The sequence below is a fragment of the Sphingomonas faeni genome (assembly GCF_023195535.1).
Classification (GTDB): Bacteria; Pseudomonadota; Alphaproteobacteria; order Sphingomonadales; family Sphingomonadaceae; genus Sphingomonas; species Sphingomonas faeni_B.
This window is the reverse complement of record NZ_JALPNF010000019.1, coordinates 1-17652: the sequence shown is the minus strand read 5'-3', so window position 1 is coordinate 17652 and position 17652 is coordinate 1. Positions and strand designations below refer to the sequence as shown.

At 57.4% G+C, this 17652-nt stretch carries 12 protein-coding genes; 2 read left to right on the top strand and 10 right to left on the bottom strand.

Annotated features, from left to right (window positions below; genetic code table 11):
- Positions 1-49 precede the first annotated feature (49 nt).
- From SPHN_RS18115 to SPHN_RS18100, 4 genes are all read right to left on the bottom strand, one after another.
- Entirely contained in the window at positions 50-1072 is a 1023-nt protein-coding gene (locus SPHN_RS18115; protein ID WP_248525230.1) for a hypothetical protein, read from the bottom strand.
- Between the two features lie 150 nt (positions 1073-1222).
- On the bottom strand, positions 1223-2068 hold the full coding sequence (locus SPHN_RS18110; protein WP_248525229.1) for a hypothetical protein: 846 nt from the start codon (positions 2066-2068) through the stop codon (positions 1223-1225).
- The gene (locus SPHN_RS18105; protein WP_248525228.1) at positions 2065-3330 is read right to left on the bottom strand and encodes a virulence-associated E family protein; all 1266 of its coding nucleotides are present in this window, start codon (positions 3328-3330) and stop codon (positions 2065-2067) included. Before SPHN_RS18105 ends, SPHN_RS18110 begins: the two co-directional genes overlap by 4 nt.
- A 567-nt stretch (positions 3331-3897) precedes the next feature.
- Complete coding sequence (locus SPHN_RS18100; protein ID WP_248525227.1) at positions 3898-5040, bottom strand: DUF5131 family protein; 1143 nt, start codon at positions 5038-5040, stop codon at positions 3898-3900.
- Between the two features lie 333 nt (positions 5041-5373).
- On the opposite strand from SPHN_RS18100, the gene SPHN_RS18095 reads away from it, so the two are divergent.
- Positions 5374-5883 (top strand): hypothetical protein, encoded by a 510-nt coding sequence (locus SPHN_RS18095; RefSeq protein WP_248525226.1) that lies wholly within the window; start codon positions 5374-5376, stop codon positions 5881-5883.
- A 215-nt stretch (positions 5884-6098) separates the two neighbouring features.
- On the opposite strand, the gene SPHN_RS18090 is transcribed toward SPHN_RS18095, so the two are convergent.
- The 6 genes from SPHN_RS18090 to SPHN_RS18065 all read right to left on the bottom strand — a co-directional run bounded on the left by SPHN_RS18090 (position 6099) and on the right by SPHN_RS18065 (position 14669).
- Complete coding sequence (locus SPHN_RS18090; protein ID WP_248525225.1) at positions 6099-7058, bottom strand: helix-turn-helix domain-containing protein; 960 nt, start codon at positions 7056-7058, stop codon at positions 6099-6101.
- Positions 7059-7087: 29 nt separating this feature from the next.
- The gene (locus tag SPHN_RS18085; RefSeq protein ID WP_248525223.1) at positions 7088-8278 is read right to left on the bottom strand and encodes a GIY-YIG nuclease family protein; all 1191 of its coding nucleotides are present in this window, start codon (positions 8276-8278) and stop codon (positions 7088-7090) included.
- Entirely contained in the window at positions 8271-10268 is a 1998-nt protein-coding gene (locus tag SPHN_RS18080) for a pseudomurein-binding repeat-containing protein (protein ID WP_432715114.1), read from the bottom strand. The genes SPHN_RS18085 and SPHN_RS18080 overlap by 8 nt, the downstream gene beginning before the upstream one ends.
- A gap of 77 nt (positions 10269-10345) precedes the next feature.
- Positions 10346-11434, bottom strand: a complete 1089-nt coding sequence (locus SPHN_RS18075; RefSeq protein ID WP_248525220.1) for a PD-(D/E)XK nuclease family protein — start codon at positions 11432-11434, stop codon at positions 10346-10348.
- A complete protein-coding gene (locus SPHN_RS18070) occupies positions 11424-14189 on the bottom strand; it encodes a class I SAM-dependent DNA methyltransferase (protein WP_248525218.1) in 2766 nt (921 codons plus the stop codon). Before SPHN_RS18070 ends, SPHN_RS18075 begins: the two co-directional genes overlap by 11 nt.
- 54 nt (positions 14190-14243) lie before the next feature.
- Entirely contained in the window at positions 14244-14669 is a 426-nt protein-coding gene (locus SPHN_RS18065; protein WP_248525217.1) for a hypothetical protein, read from the bottom strand.
- Positions 14670-15025: 356 nt separating this feature from the next.
- Here SPHN_RS18065 and SPHN_RS18060 point away from each other — a divergent pair, with 356 nt between their 5' ends.
- Positions 15026-16927: a DUF262 domain-containing protein gene (locus SPHN_RS18060; protein WP_248525216.1), complete on the top strand. Its 1902-nt coding sequence runs from the start codon at positions 15026-15028 to the stop codon at positions 16925-16927.
- Positions 16928-17652 lie beyond the last annotated feature (725 nt).

Genomic DNA, 17652 nt, shown 5'->3' with positions numbered 1-17652 from the left:
TGCTCGAGCCTATCGGCAACATCCCGCCTGCCGAAGCCGAACACCAATATTATGCTGCCGCAGACAACATCGATATGGCGGCGTGACTCACAACCCAAGGCCTCCGGCAGACCCGGGGCGGTTCAAACCGCCGCAAGCATGACCACTTCCGCATCGGAAGCGGCTGCGCATCACGCGGAAGCACGCCATGGTCAGCAAGGTGGGAGTGGGCGAGCGCGATAAGGACCTTGCTCGGTGCAGCGTTGCGACGGCCATACAGATCGTCAAGCCACCAGCGCCCCCGCTCCCAGATCAAGTGCGCGACAGCACTCTCCTTGCCCATCGAGATAGTCGCAAACGCCGCTCGTGCGTCCAGCACATCCGTCAGATAGCTGCGAGCGCAGTTTCGATAGTGCACCGCCATTTCCTTAAGGTCGTTCGCAGATTCTATGGGCGTGTATGCAGGGGACTTCGCCACCGGATGAGCCGGGAAGTTAAGCTTGAAAGCCCACCGGCGCGCCCATGCTCGGATGTCCTCGAACGTCGTTGCCTTGCCGAGCGCTTCCAACATTCCCCGACGATCAGCCCCGGCGCTCTCCATCAAATCAATCGAACGAGAGAGACTGCGAGCAGTGGCCTCGTCGCGGATTGCCGTCACGACTCGCCCGTTCCGCAAGGTGGCGGGTAGCGCACGGGCGATACGCAAGTTCTTTGGGCCGGTGCATGCGATGGTTTTGAGAAGGTGAGACATCTCTGGACGCGCTTTGGAGGCGTGCAATGCATTCAGGTATCCGTAATATCGTCTGCCATGAGGTGTTGGTCCTGCGCGGCTCAACGCGGACCTGAGCCCAACGGGCACCGCGCCGAACGCTGCGGCCAGAATGTCATCATGTCGCGCAGTCATGAGAAAGCGGCTCAATTCGGCTGAAGAAGCAAAATGGCGGAAGCAGTCCCGTCGCGACAAATAGGCAGCGATCACGTGCCGACGCTCGAACGATGCCCGCAGCAAATGCACGGTCACGCCGGGACAAGCATCATCCAGCGCAACGGCCTCCTGTAGAAGCCACCCGGTAAACGGCGTAATATTGGTCATGTCCTATCTCCGATTAAGGTAATCGGAGAAGGCTGACCTTTCGAGGTTGGTTACGCATAAAACAGCAATAGCACAGCTATGCGAAGTTCTGGAGCCTTTTCCACGATTTACGCCGACAGCTTGTTAATGGGAGACAGGGCTCCCAGTCTATCATCGTCGTGGATGACGCACCCCGGCGTTGATACCGCTTTTGATAGTGCCTGTTGCCTCATAGGTTGGAAGGCTGGTCGCGGAAGAAAGCACACGTTCGACGACCCGGCGCTCAAGCAGGTCACTGCCGATCAATTGTCCCAGCGAAAAGGCGGCACGGTGAAGCGTCGCGTTACGCGTGCCGGGTCGGGCGCTGCGGACGCGATCTTCTTCACCCGCTAGCGCAGCTTCCGCATAGGCAGATGAAAGTGGCTGCGTCCGAACAGCGGGTGGTAGTTGCGGCGGTGGAGGCGGTGGAGCAAATCGGCGCATTACGTCGTCGATGTCCAAGGGATTGCCATCACCCACCACGAGGTGGTTGAAGGCTCCTTCCCACGCGTAGGGAGCGATCGACAGACGAGTGATGTCTTTGGTCGCGGGGTCGATGACGGCGGGCATCATCCTCGCGATTGCCTCCCATGCTGCGCGATACTCCCCAGCGGCTATGCGACGTGTGAAGAACAGCACGAGACGGAACCGATGGTGCGCCGGGCGGCTCTTCGCTGTCGTGTAAACCACGTGCGCGAGGTCGTGCGCTCGGCACCACGCGGCAGCGGCGAAGACCGTCCAATCTCCTTCATCGAAGTCGAGCGCGGTGAAATCTGCGCCTTGCGCGTCCTCAAGTCTCCGTTTGCCGCCCGCATCGTATATCGCCGGACTAAGCATCATCGACTCGCGCTTAGCCTGATCGCTGACCTGTCTGGGCTGCGCTACCGAGTCCCTGCACATTACAAAGAACTCGGCTCGGGTCATTTCCATGACGGTCGGGTGGCGGGAGTAGGCCGACGAAAAAAACGAGACGATCATCGCACGAAACTCAACGCGGGCGCACACGGTCGAGTGATGCGCCAGCCGTTACGCTTTTTGGTCCGCGTCTTCTTAATCGGTGCGTCCGCATCCGCATCCGTTATCCGATGAAGCTCGATCGCGAAGGCCTGCTGCGACCGATGCTCACGATCAAACTGAGCAGTCACGTCTCGACGGTGCCCGACGTAGGCGTCGTAAAGTTGCTGGGTGGAAAGTAGGTCGTCCGGGCCAGCCAACTTGCTAAGCTCGTTGAGGTCAAGATCGGACAGGTGCAGCAGCCAATATTCCACCGGCCCGTGGTGGCGTGAGCCAGCTTGTTGCTCGGCAAGCATATCGGCGACAGCGAGGATGGGCGCTTCGTCCTCAGCCTGCACACTCGCCCATGCAGCGTGCCAATTGACCGTGTAAAGGTAGTCGGGGTTTGCCGGGCGGCGATAGAACAATTCGACGAAGCGCCGGATGCCGGTTTCATCGCGGATGAGTTCGGCCAATCGGTGATTGGACGCACCGATCAGCGTCGCGTTCTGCGTAATAGTCACGCTCGCATTCGTCCGCATTGGGCGTCGCTCAAGTGTTGGGGCCGTAATGATATGCTTCACGGTCTCGATATCGGCTTTGCCAGCCTTCGCCATCTCGTCGAGAACGATCACATATGATCGCCAAAGATCGATCATGCGCTCGTCGGCAATTTGGCCGAAGTCTGCGTAGCTCGTCACGTCGCTCAGCGGCGAGACGAACTGCTCAATCCAAAAGGTCTTGCCGCACCCTTGCGGTCCGTGAAGAACGGGCATGAGGTGGCTATACGCAGCGAGACCCGCGATCTTACGCTGCACCTGCCACACCAGATGCCGGAGGATGGCGACGATGTAGTCTTCCCCCACCTCCCCGCAATCGAAGCAGACACGCACCATTGCGTGCCAATCGAAGTCCTGCCGCTTCTGGAACTGGCGGCGCAAGGTGTGCAACGCCGCATCCCGCTGATCGACGATATAGCGATCCACCGCATCGTTGATGTCGTTTCGCGGAAACTTCAGTTTCAATTCTGCGGCCAAAATCCGCACATCCCGCGTCAAATCGTAGGGAGAGGCAAAGCCGTTAAGATGGGCCACCCTGATCGATCCGCGATACGATATTGCTGTGGCAAAATTCTCCGCTGCTAGGGCCACATATTCGAGCGCCGATCCGGGGACTTTGCCGAGGGTCTCGGTTACGCGAGCTACCCACTTTTCGTGAGCGTCCCGTTTTGTGATTTCGGTAGTCATGCTGTTCCTTCGTTGTTCATGGTGGGGTCTTGGTGAGAACAGCACCAAGACCCCGGAACAACGTCGAACATCCGACCGTGTATTTATCAAAACACACTGCCAAGTATTCGGTTTTCCATTTGCAAGTCGCTGTTCTCAACCGCGATGTATTTAGTTTCGGAGCGCGTTAGCGCTTTGAATATTAAAGATGGAGGGGTGATGGCTGATTTCGGGAGTTTGCGTCTTTCCGAAGAAAGGCGACTTATTCCTCGTTTTCCAAGAATCGTTGTTTATAAAAGAACAAGCCTCCACCTCTCCACGGAAGGGGTAAACCCCCGCAGTTACGCGATTTATTGGTGCTGCCGTGGGTGAAGAGGAGGTGGAGGAGTGGCGCTGTCTCGGCTGAGGTTTCTCAGCGCGGGGGGTATGATCCTCCATCGGTGCTGGGCGGGGGGCGTGGCGCAGCACCCCGGTGCTGTCCCGGAGACAGGATCGTCCTCTCGTCCCCTGCGCGCGGTCGGGCGACGCACCTGTGGTGATCGTTGATCCTGACCATGGCTAGCCGCTGGCGGAAAGCGCCGAGTTCGATCACGACCTAGCCTCCGCTCGAACGCGCACACGTGGCTTGATGGCGCGATATCGGATCGTCAGGCGCGTGCGCCCGTTCGAACTCGGAACGCGAACTTCGTAAGCTTCGACAAATCCGCTCGCTTGCAAATCGACCAGCGCCCAAGCGTGATAATTGACGATGCGTGCGCTCTCGGGATCGAGGCCCAAGGCGGGCAGGACGCACTGCCGAAGCGCCTTCCCGTCCAGATCGCCCATTGTTCGCAGGGTGCGCCAGATCGGCTCACGCAGTGCCGTTCGCGGCGACGCTCCATCCATCAACGGCGGCGCATCCTCAGCTTGATGTTCGAGCTTGAGGCTCGCCCGGAACTCCTCGACCGAGCCCCAACCGGGAGCATGGTCACCGGGCATCTCGTCCCACGTTCGCCCATCGAGCAAGCGCCCCGCCTCAGCCTTGCTCCGGTGCCAGAAGCCGTTCTGATCCCAGTTGCCCCATTGCTTGAAGAAGAACGCGGTTTTCGAACGCTGCGCCATATCCCGGAGATCGCGCGCCCACATCGGCAACATCGGACGAACCTTGTCCCGCGAGCGTCCACTTTCCCCGCCGACGATGATCCACTGGATGTCGGTCAGGTTGAGGGTCAGCAGGGGGCCGAGCAACGGCTCGGCGGAAATGAACCGCACAGCAGCAGGGATGCGGCGCAACAGATCGGCTCGTCCGACGTATCGGTCGTCTTCGATGCTAACGCCCATCCAGATGTTGTCCGGCCATGGTAGCGCGCCTGCGAGCTTCACCGCGCGATTGGGACGCTTTGTGAGCACCTGATATCGATGGTGGGGCGTCGAGGCCATGATGTCGAATACCCTCGTGATAGTCTCGACCGACACGCCCTCACCAAAGAGGTCGGACATAGAGTTGACGAACCACGTGGTAGGAGTAGGCGTTCGCAGTGGCTTCTCGAAAATATGGTCCGGCGCTACTGAAAACTTTCCGCTCCAGTCGATATGACCATCTTTCCTCGCTGTGACACCGGCATAGTGGGGGAACAAAGTCGTCTTCCGATGTGCTTCTGTAATCGCGTAGCAGTTGTCACATCCGGCGCTTACCCTGCGACACCCGACGATGGGATTCCACGTCTTCTCGGTCCATTCTATCTTGCTCATGATCACGTCCCCCGTTCGATTACATAACATCCTCTATCCACAAACGGTGATTGAGGTGTGGGCGGCGGTTGCTGCCAAGGCCTTGTTGTATGCGTGCTTTGTTGGGACGACGAGCGAACATACGGCATTTTTACACACTTAGTGGAGCATGGCGTTTCGCCGTGCTACACGCGCTTCATGGGAGAGCCTCCGACAAACTGGGAGATTGGCGTCGCTAGGAGTCGCGCCGTTCGATCCAAAAAAGCGCTGGAAAGGGCGGAGGGGGTATCGCGAGTAATTGTAAGCATTGCGACAGACTACGGACCCGAGACGCTCGCCGAATATGCGCAGATCATGAACGACGAGTGCTACACACCATCAGGTCGTGGGATGTGGAGCATCAGTCTTGTTCACCGATATATGCAAAAAGGAGGATGGACCCCGAAAAAACTGCGGAAAATCTTTTTCAAATATCGCCCTGAAAAACTTTATGATTATCCCGCCCCCCTTCACGCTGAATGGCGGGAGGCTATTGGGCGGGCTCATGCTCTGTCAGCGGAAAACGGTGCATGGGTTGCTGCGATTAGTCAGGACCTGATTCCCAACCAAACAGTTTTACATACGCGCTTTGGCGTAGGTCACTGTGTCGAGCGGTCGGCGCTTGCGATGTATCTCTGCATCTTCCCGACCTATGACGATGCGGAACCGTTCCGGTCGGAAGTCTGCGCGGCGATCGACCTACATGGATTTGAATATTTTCTGTCGTTCGACGCTCGTCAGGAAGCGCTTAGGTTGGCTCAAATACGCATCTTCTCAATGGCAGAAAAACCCCTTCGAATGCTCAGTGACGGTTGGCATTTGTGACAGCGCTGGACTGATCTCCGCGCCATCGTCGTCTCGACGGCGACGGCGACGGCGACGGCGGATTGTCAACCGATGGCGTCGCGCTGCTCCTGATCGCTCGGCAATCCGCCGTCGCGCTTCCCATGAACTTCAGACTTCGAACGCGACGCAGCCGCTCATGTATTGGTCGAGAGTTCAGTAGCGGCTCACCGGGCTACCGATTTGCGACCCATCGATTACCGGCGTGCGATCAGGGCGTGATTATCGACCCACGCCATAGTTGGCGGACCAGTATGGCCCCGGTCAAAAATGAACCAGCCACAATACAACTGTGAGGACGTTACGCGTTCAGCGAACGGGTCATCGGTAAGGAAATTGACCCCCCGGTTCATGATGAGCACACGCGCGAGCGGGAATTGATCGTCATCCCATATTTCCGAATGCCTTTGCTTCCCCGTCAGATAGTTAAGAGGGAGCAGCAAAGCGATCTTCTTCGTCGCGATCCTTTTGGCGTGGAGAACGAAGTCGACATGCCGATTGAACGGCGGGTTTGTTACGATCGCGCTATAGCTCTCCGTGATGTCAAAGAAGTCACGCCGTTCGTGGCCTGATCCCAAAAGGTCAAATAAATGCAGATCGACATAGCCGTGTTCTCGCAAGACAATCTCAATGACTCGTGCTTCGCCGACACACGGTTCCAGTATACTTCCCTCGAACTCTTCATGCTCCAGTAAAAGGCGGGCGATTGGAGCGGGTGTTGCGTAATAATCTGCTATATCTCTGTTCGGGTTCGTTCGCCCATGAACCGTTTTCCAAATACGCGGCTTATAAATGTTCGGCTCGACCGTAGCTTGCGGTGAAACTGCCAGTCCGACCCGCGCCAGCGAGGTTACGGTCCCTCCATTCGCCTCGATTGCCCTAACGGTGTTCGCTGTGACGCCCGCGAGTTCCGCGATCTGGCTTATCGATCGTTCACCACGCGCTATCCGAACTCGCTCTCCATACGTCTGACCGGCAGGCAGTCCCGACATTCGGATAGGGGCATGGGGCTGCACAGCGCACAGCGTCGATATTCTCCCCCGGTTACTTTCGAGCAAGACGATCGCCTGCCGACTGACTCCTGCCAGCGTCGCGACTTCGGCTTGAGTGAGCTTACGAGAAAGGCGACTGGCGCGCACCGCTTGACCAAAGTTCAATCAAAAAACCTGACATAGAAAATCAGGTTTTATGAACCGTTTTCAATGAGCGTCAACCGCCCCTCCGTTGGCTCATACCGATATGCGGTAATCGTTTGATCACGGATGCGAGAGACCGCCTCATCGATCACGTTCAGCGGCACCAAAAACCATTCGCGGGGCTTTACTGGGCTGCCAAACCGGTCATGGATCGTGAGATCAAGCTGCGCGGCGGCGAACACGCGGTGCATCAGAGTCTCAAGGCGTTTCCTGTTGATATTGAAGAGGTTGTAGGTGGCCACTACTTCGACGGCAGCAAGAAGATAGGTGGCGTCCTTTTCCGCTCCCGCCACTCGCGCTTCAACCGACCCGCCAGTCACGCCGATCTTGTGGATCAGGCTTCGGTGCTCGACGACGAGTGGATGATCCGACTTACTGCGCAAAACATAGATGGTCCCGCTTTCCAGATCGTTGGTGTCCGACTCGGAAGCGAAGAGCGGCCCCGCCAGCGGCTCAGTGATGCGACGCCCCGCATCATCCTTGTGCAGCGACCGCTGAAGCGAGCGCAGCAGTATATTGCTCTCCGTCTCGTTGTCGAAGACTACGCGGAGCCTTGCGTCGGTCCGGCTCTGCGGATTCGAGAACATCTCTCCCATCTCAGCGACGTAAGCGACCTGACCGCTGACAATGAAGAACGCTCCGGGGCGGATTTCAGCTTTCAATTCGAAGGGGCGAGTCGCGCGGACCCCGTTGGCCAAGTCATTCTGCACCTGCTCGAACAGCGGCCTGAATCTTTCAAAGTCCTCGCATTTGTCCCGGTGCGCGATCTCGTCAGCGGCGCGCTTCTCCTCACGGGATCGGACGTGCCTGAGCTTCGTGATGTCGGCGTCGCCCTCGATCCCCGAAAGCTCGGCAAGTAAGGCGTCGGTATCAAGTTCGTCACAAACAGGTGCGTTTGGAACTGATTTGTCCAACAGACCATGCGTGTCGAAGTTCGCGAGCAGCGTGCTGCACTCCTCAAGCCCCAGCAACCGATCCAGCCGCGCCGCGTAGAGGCGCTCGAATATGTCGCGATCTTCGCCGTGCAGCGGAGCACGTCCGTGCTCGTCATGGAAACGCACGATGTCCTCAAACCCGGCAATAATCCGCTCTTCGCGCGGTGTGTAGGTCGCAGACTTGCGGTCTGGCTTCGCGAAGCCATCCAATTCCGCACGGAGTTCGTCGAGGTCGAGGTCAGTCATAGCGGCCCTCGTCCTTATAGCGCACGAATGCCGCAGCACCTTCGGCGAGGCGCTTTTCCCAAGCATCAGCGGAGATGATCGAAGGCAGCCTGCCGCGTTCCTTCTTGAATCGGACCGCGCGCCCCGCAAGCTCCTTGGCCTCTTCGGGACTGATCGTCGTCCGCTTCGCCGTGATCGAGGCATGCACCTGCTTGAGCATTCCCTCGTTCATCGACTTCGCGAGGATCGAGTATGCTGATTCGAACGGGTTGATACTGTCGATCAGGTCGATGTCGAGATCGCGGACATCCATGGACAATTTGCGAACGCCCTCAATCAGGGAGAGATTTGCCCGCTCCTCATTGCCGCTGCCGGTTGCGGCACCTCCGCCGCTCGCCAGCTTCTTGGCTTGCTGCGTAATGTTCAGCGCCGCGATGGCGTGCTGGCGCACGGCCTCATGATCCTCGGCGCTGAGATCAGGATATCGGTCGCGAACAATCTTGCCCATCTTCAACTGGGTCAGTTCTTGTGGGACTATCTCCTCGTCAAACAGACCGCGTTCGAGACTGGATTTGTCCTGCACGAACTCGGTGATCACCTCGTTCAAATCCTCCCGGCAAATGCGGACGGCGTCGGGACTCTTTGGTTCGGCGAGGCCGTTGATCTCAAAGTGAATCTGGCCAGTCGCTGCGTTCACACCGAAGTTACGTTCTCCTTCCTTGTAGCCCCCGGGACCATAGTCGAAATTCTCCAGCTTGCCCGCGCTTTTCGGCGTGAAATTGAAACGCGGCGCAAGCACCTGCTCCATTAACAAACTGGCGGCGATCGCCTTGAGCGTGTCGTTGATCGCATCGACGACGGCCCCTTCCGTTGCGTCGGGCTCCGCGATCAAATTGGTGAAGCTGGCGCTTTCCTTGTCGGGAGCGTCGCGGGTCGCACGCCCAATGATCTGCACGATCTCGGTGAGGCTGGACCGATATCCCACGGTCAGTGCATGTTCGCACCAAATCCAGTCGAAGCCCTCCTTCGCCATGCCGAGCGCGATGATGATATCGACGTGATCCCGGTCGTTGCGGTGTGCCGGGTCCTTGAGCGACGCCAACACCTTGCCGCGCCTCGCATGATCGCTGTCATCGACGAGATCGGCGATCTTGATGACGCGGCCATCGGCCAGCTTTACTCGATGGAATCCGGTCTTGGGATCGGCACCTTGCCATTCCCCCAGATACTCCATGATCTCCTCGACCTCTTTGATCTTGTCCTTCGTGCTCTCACGGGCGTTGACCGAGGGAATGTGGACGATGGTTTTCTTGGCGGGATCGAGCACCGCTTCGATCGCGTCGAGGTAACGTCCGGTATAAAAGAAATAGCCGATATTCAGCGACCGCAGGTGTTCGTAGCCGTTGAGTTGCTCGTAATAGGTGTAGGTGACGGTTTCGAACTTTGCCTCATCCTCGGGCATCAGCACCGGCACCGCATCGCCCCGGAAATAGCTGCCGGTCATGGCGACGATATGGGCCTTGTTGCGCTTGATGAAGTCAGCAAGTTGGCTGCCGAGCCGGTTGTCCGCGCTGGCCGATACATGATGGAACTCGTCCACGGCGATCAGGCGATTATCGAACGCCTCGACACCAAGTTGCTCGACTGCAAAGCGAAACGTGGCATGCGTGCACACGAGCACCTTGTCGTAGCTGGCGAGGAACTGACCCACCGCTTTGATCTTCGAGGGATCGACCCGTTCCTCATCAGGCCCCGGCGCGTTGCAGAGATTCCATTGCGGCCTGACCGTCCAGTCCGCCCAAAACCCAAACTTCGATAAAGGCTCGTCCATGAAGCTGCCGCCGATCGATTTCTCCGGCACCACGATAATCGCTTGCTTGAGGTCCTGACGGTAGAGCTTGTCGAGCGCGACGAACATCAGCGCGCGAGACTTGCCTGACGCAGGCGGTGACTTGATTAGCAGATATTGCTCGCCGCGCTTGTCGTAGACCCGTTCCTGCATTGGGCGCATGCCAAGCTCGTTCGCCTTCGCAGATGCGCCAGTCCGCGCGGTCTGGAAAGATACGGCGGGTATGATTTTTGGAGTGGTCATGATCTGGTGATGGCTTCTTTTACTTGCCGTTTCCAGCTTTGGAGCAACGGACCGTTATTCAGCAACCAGCCGCGCAGAATTTCTGCGCGTTGAATCCCAGCGACTATCGCTTGCCGTTGCTGTCCGTAATCCCCTTGGTTGTTGATCGCGGGGGTCGAACAGATCATGACCAACCCGGGATTCGGGCGAACCTTTGTCGGGGGCTTTGCCGTAAAGCTTGCACCCAATTCTCGGGCATCTTGTTCGAACCGCTCGTTGACCGCAGGCAGCGCAGCCCCCCACCCGCCAAAGACCGCCGAGACGTAATTAGCGCGGTGAGATTGCCCTCTACCGAATTCATGGGCGAAACGAGTTGGCCTGATCTCTCTCGGCAGGTTCGCGAACGAGCGCGTGTGGTCGAAGATCATCGACACGCTTTCATCTGGGTTGGCCGCCTTCAGCATGCTGGGACCGGGAAGGATTTCCGGTGCGATCTCTGCAAGAAGCGCGACGTATGCGGCGTTGAAGTCACCGATCTCCTCGTTGGGCACCGCCACGTAACCGCGCCGCCCCTTGTTGATCGCTTGCTCCAGAAGCTCGGCGCGAAACCGCATGCGGCCACCCTCGATCCCGCCCGACGTAGATTTGCCGCTAAAATAGCGAGCGAGTTCCTCGTAGGTGACCACGGCGTCGAACTTCCCAGCAAACTCGCGATGGGCCGCTTGATATTGCTCCGGGCAGACAATCAACATCGCGCGGTCTGCATAGCGATCGGCCAAGGCGAAAAGCTCCTCGCGATAGCTCTCTGCCTGATCCGGTTGCTCGGTCGCGTCGAGCTTGTTTTCGATCAGCAACGCTGCCTTCGTTCTCTTTGGAAGCGTCATATCGACAAAGATATCGATCTCCCTGCGATTCCGAGTTCGCCGTTTGCTGTGGAGGACGGTGGATGCCTCCACGACGGTGGGCAACCCCGCCTTCCCGCACATCCACGAGACGAACAAAGGCGATGCATACAGTTCTTCAACCAAAAGCAAGTCGATATCGCGCTCAGCGGCGTGCGTCAGGGTTGGGATGAACTCCTCTGCCACCGGCATTTCAGGCTGCAACGGGCTTGCCCTTCGAAGCCTGCCCACGCGACGAAATCATCTTCGTGTAGAGTTCGAACAGCTTCTCAATCCGCTCGGTGTCATTGCGAAACCGCCGACCGATATAGATGCGTTCCAGCACTTCATCGTTCGCCTCGTGCGCGCGACTAAGGTCATCAGGCATATTTTCCGGTTCATAAAGTTCTGCGATGGTCGCTGGGAAATGCGCCTCGCGGGCCAGTAAAATGTTTTCCGCGCAACGAGACAAATCGCCCTTATTCTTTTCGGTCAGGGTGGTGATGGGAAATGTATTCCAACCGAGCGTGTTCGAATAGGAGAAGTCGGTTCGCATCCTCACGCAAACGGTGCCGATCCAAACCCAGTGTAGGCGGGAAACAATGAGCGCCATGTTCCAGAGCGGCCCGTCGAAAATCCCGAAGTTCTTGTTCGAAATGACGCAGTCTGGTTCGAGCAGGCCACAAGGAAGATAAGGACGATTCTCCGAGGACACGCCGGGGATAGCTATTGTGCGCTTACTCGCCATCCCCACTCTTTGGACAAATCGGTGAGGTTGCGCGGCAAAGTCCCGTGTGGATTGCGCGGCAGACTCTAACCGATTTTCCGCGACTGCCTGCAACCGCTCAGCAATAAATGGATCGCGCGCCGCGTCCTCCGCGTCTTCATCCTTTATCCAGAGACAGTAGCGCTGCTTGCCGTTGATTAGCTCCTCAGACCCTACAAAGCGTTTTACGAACTTGCGGGTTACCGGGTTTCGAACCAGACGATCGACTACCTCGTGATCAAGGAAAAAATGACCTCCATCTCGGGGCATATTACCGAATACCATCGGCGTTTGCTGGCACAGCGGCTTTTGCTGCTTTTGCACAACGTCGCGTTGATTGGGCGTTAGGTAAGGTCCAATCACCGAACATTCGCGCGCGCTCCCCTCGCCAAAAATCTTTTTAGTCGATGGTGATGTCTTCGCCAGCGCAACTATTATCACGGTGACGCCAGCGTTGTAGCTCGCCAAATTGCTCCATTTGAAAGCTGTGTGGGCGAATTTCAGTTCCACATCTTGCCCGAAAACGACAGGCCATATCTCAGATGCTTGCTGTCCCTGACACACACTATTTGTGGAAACGAACGCAGCCACGGCATCGGGAACGCCGGATACGAAATCCAGATACTTTGCGAACCAGCCTGTGACAAAATCCGTAGTTTTCGCGAGGTGCGGGTATCTTGCCCAAGCTGCGGCAAGATCGGACTTTTGGGCATCCGACTGCCACTTGCTTCCCTTATATGGCGGATTTCCGCAGATAAAAGTTTCACCCCCCTCGTTCTCAAAATCGATTTCTGCCTGCTTGAGCGGCGTTCCGAACAGGTCGTCGGCACGCAATTTCACGCCCAACCCGGTCGGAGGGCAGATGCTCAGCCAGTCGAGACGGAGCGCGTTGCCGCAGGTGATCCAGTTTTGGGAGTCGAGTGGTAAGAATTCAGCGAGCGCTTCCTTTTGTCCGCGATGAATCACATCGGATTGATATTCGGCAATGATGAGAGCGAGCCGCGCGATCTCGGCGGGAAAATCACGAAGTTCGATTCCTCGAAAATTGGTCAGCGGAATGTCCGTGCGGCGATCCGGCTCTCGGCGGCGCTTATTAATCTCTGCCTCGATCGCGCGCATTTCCTTGTAGGCGATGACGAGGAAGTTGCCCGAGCCGCAGGCCGGATCGAACACCCTGATCTTAGCCATGCGGTTGCGGAGGTTCAGGAGCTTGCGAGCATTATCGCCGCTGTCCACCAGCGCGCCGCGCAGATCGTCGAGAAAGAGCGGGTTCAGCACCTTCAGGATGTTTGGAACGCTGGTGTAGTGCATTCCGAGCGCGCCGCGCTCTTCGTCATCGGCGACCGCCTGAATCATCGAGCCGAAAATGTCCGGATTGATCTTCCGCCAATTCAGACTGCCGATGTGCAACAAGTAGGATCGGGCAATCTTGCTAAAACGCGGCGTGTCGGTGCTGCCCCCAAACAGGTTGCCATTCACATACGGGAACTGGTTCGTATAACGCGGAATCTTAGCTTTCTCACGATCGCCCAGCTTGGTGTCCATCGAGCGAAAGACCTCGCCGATGACCGTGTGCGTGTCAGACGCGTCCCGCGCGCTCATCTGTCCAACCGTGGTGGTGAATAAGCCCTCACCAACGAAGATGTCGGTGTCTTCCGCGAAGAAGCAGAAAATGAGCCGGGCCATGAAGTGGTTCATGTCTACCCGCCGCTCGGCCCGAGCCCAGTCGGGGTTATCTTCCAGCAGTTGGACGTAGAGGCGGTTGAGCCGACCGGTGGCTCGGATGTCGAACGAGCTTTCGCGTATCTGCGCGACCGTGGTGATACCCGCCAGTGGCAGGAAGAACCCAAAGTGATCCGGGAATTCGGCGAATGCGCAAGCGACTGTCGCCTCGCCAGAAACATCTTCTGCTTGGAAGTCCTCGCCATCTGTCGCGAGGATGAATTTCGCCTTGCCTGAAGCCGTCTTCTGGCTGTCACGGAGAGCCTTGAGGGTAGCATCCACGTCCCCCGACGCGCAGGTGGCGATGTGGATGTTGCTCCGCTGGAGCACCCCGCCATCGACGTCGCTGGCGTTGGTCGCGCCTGCTCGCAGACGCTGGATCGTGGTGTTCTTGTTCCCGAATGCCGTGAGAAATTGATAGGGAAATTCGGCGCGGTCAAATGGTTCCAAGGCCAGCTTTGAAACGGCTTCTTCAATCTCAACGGGGTTCATGGACGAACCTTAGGGGGGAGCCGCCCGGTCGCCAAGGCCGCCCGCCGACAAGCGCTAATTAACCGACCCTCGCGCCGCTTTCCGTTTCGAGGCCGCTGAAAAGGATGACGTGCGAGCGAAACGCTTGCGGTTGAATATCAGAATTAGCTTTTCGTCAGCGGTTCCGTCCAGATCAACATACGAGATGACGCTCCAGCCATTGAGGTCCCACGGCTTCATGAAGGCGCAAAGTTCATTCGGCACTCTGAATGTGGCCTCGGCCAATACATCAAAACGTGCAGTCTCGCTGACGACAGGGATGCTGTGCCAGCTACCTTCCATGCGAGACGATCGCATCTCGATCGGGTCCCAACCATCTTTTTGCCAAGCTGGGCGAACCGTTGGGATTCTACGTTGATTGGTCAAGCGACGCACGGTTTCAGCAGCGTCATCTGTGCATCCGTGTTTGGGCCACGGCGGGCCAAGTTCGTCAAAAAACACTCTTCCGCCAGCCGGTGACTGGTAAAAAAAGACGCTCGCGCCACAGACGGGACAAATTGCGTTGGGGTTCGTAAAACTCGCGTAGCCAGTAAAACTGGGCGTCCGAGCGGTGCTCGAATAGATCGGCTGGCCATGCCCGCCACGCCTAACATTGAGACACCATCCGCAGGTGCAACTGGCACGGTGATTATGCCCGGTCATACCCCTCCATCCCAGATGCAAATTGGTAACGCTGAGTGCAGCATTTCAGGGTAAAGTCGTGCTGCCTATTGAAATCGGGATGCCTGATTAGCGCTATCCATACGCTGCCACTCGCGGCATCGTCGGAACGATCGACGTTTTGGGGGAGAAGTCGAATGCACGCGAAAGACTGGAAGCTGAACGATGTGCTGCAAGAGCGGCAGCAATGGGTGATCCCCGTCTATCAGAGGCACTATGCGTGGGAGGTCAGGGACGACAAGCAAATCCCGACGCTGTGGGAGGACCTGCGCGAGCGTGCAGAGGAGAAGCTCGACGGCTCCGACATCAAACCGCACTTCGTCGGCGCAATCATCTATTCGCAACCGATCGATCAGCCCTTCGGCACGGTCAACAAGCGGTTTCTGGTAGACGGTCAGCAGAGAATCACGACGTTCAATCTCGTGCTCAGCGCGCTCCGCGAAAACGCACGCGTGGCGGGGCACCTGCAGATTTCGAATGCCATTGACGAATATCTGTTCAACGCAAAAAGCGGTGGCATGGCCGACCCGGAGAAGGAGCAGTTCAAGCTTTGGTCGTCGAGCTTCGACAGGCCATATTTTCTTGCGATCGCGTTGAAGACCACCGACGAGATTCGGGGGCTGTTCCCCGAGCTATTCTATAAGAACGGTAACCTGATTTGGGGGCAGGCCCCAAAGCTGCTCGCCGCATATTGGTATCTGCAGGAAGCCGTAGCAAAATACATCGAGGAGAAGAGTGCTGAGGGCGTGGGCAGCGCGCAGGTGCTCGACGCACTCCTGTCAGGTTTCCTCTACGCATTTCAGATCGTCGTCGTTCAGTTGGGCAAGGACGACGACGCGCAAACCATATTCGCGTCGTTGAACGGAAACGCAGAACCGCTGACTGCCTTCGACTTAATCCGCAACGACATCTTCCATCGTGCCCGCCTCCTACTGGAGAACGACGACGTGCTCTACGAGAAGCATTGGTCGAAGCTCGAAACCGATTTTTGGAAGACGGAGGTTAAGCAGGGTCGCCTCAAACGCCCGCGTGTTGATCACCTCATCTCGCATAGCTTGGTCGCCGAATCGGGAGACGAAATTCACGCGGGTCAGGTGGCGAACGCCTACAAGGCGTTCGCGATGCAGAAGCGGTTTCCCTCGGTAGAGGCAGAGATTGAGGGACTGCTGCGTTATGCGGACGCATATAGGAAGATTGATGAGGGAGATCGGACGACTCCCCTCGGGCGCTACGGCAACTTCTCGAAGGTCTGGGACACTTCAACCTTTCACCCCGTCGCGCTGTGGTCCGCAATCCAGCCAATCCCGGACGACACCAAGGGCGAAATTCTGAGGCTCATTGAAGACTATGTCGTCCGGCGTGATCTGATCGGTGAGTCGAACAAGAACTACAACAAGATCGCCCCGAATATGATCGAGTCCATGCGCTCGAATGCTGACCCGATCGTCGGCCTTCACTCCTACCTCGATGGCCTAACGGCGCAGACATCGCGCATGCCGAGCCACTCGGACCTGCTAAGCGCCGCTAACAAGATCAACGCGTATGAGCACCTCGGCTCGAAGAAGCTGAGATACATCCTCACGAGGATCGAGAAAAGCATCCGCACGCACTTCGACGAGAACATTCCCATCGAAAACCTATCAGTGGAGCACATTCTACCAGACAAATGGGCTAAAAACTGGCCATTGCCGAAAACCGGTGCAGCGCCGCACGAGGAGTTCTTCACGGCGGTAGATGGAGGGCACCAGATATCTCCGGAGATGCGCGACGAAATGGACGTCCGGCAACGGGCTAAGAACGCGCTTGGCAATCTGACCTTGCTTACGCCACCGGCGAACTCGCACAACGGTAACGAGGGCTGGTCGCACAAGCGCAGTCGGATCGCGCAGTCCCTTTTGGCGCTCAATCGCGAGATCGCCGAAAATGAGCAGTGGGACGAGAAACTGATCCGGGACCGAGGCGAGAAGCTCGCTGAAGCCGCCGACCGTGTTTGGCCGGGATTGGACCCGTCTCTTCTGACGGTTCCAAAAACCGTCTGATTTACTGTCGGTTGGCGCAGCCCGGTTAAGCGGACCAAGGTTATCCCTGATCGCTGCTGCCGGTGTCCACGACGTATGCTCTGCTGCGATCATCACGAACCCTGCGGATCATCTCGCGACACCGACCGACCCGACCCTATTGCGACCGTCTCGAACATCACGCTCGCTTGAGACGAAGTGGCATTCCGCAACCCTGCGTGTTTCTAATCCTGCGCAGCTACGGAATTCCGCCAATCGTCATCTACCACTTTTTCTATTCAGAAGGGAGATGAATGGCGAACGGCGTTCACGTGAAAGAGATTATGCGAATAATCTTCGTTCCAGTGTAAGTAATCTTGAAGTGCAGACCGTCATCATCGGGGCAAACAAGGGTGTAAACGACCTCGGGACGGCATAGCACGGCACCTCGGGTCGATTTGATCTGCCGGTCATAGCTGACCGGTGGACTTAGAAGCGTTATCGAAAGGCGGCATTCTGCGTCGGTTTGCTTGGTGACCCATTTCCAAACGTCACATAAACCGGCGTTATCTGCTTCGAAGACAATCCTTCGCATCTGGAATCCCTTTCCCCGATCTCATCATCTCAAGCCCTCAAAATCTGGTATAATTCTATCATAAGCAATAGGGTCACGATCGACACGAGGATGAGCCCGGACCTGCAGACGGTCGAGAACCGACGATGCACAATTAAGCCATTCTCAAGCGTATGGCAGAGCGGCAGTCAAT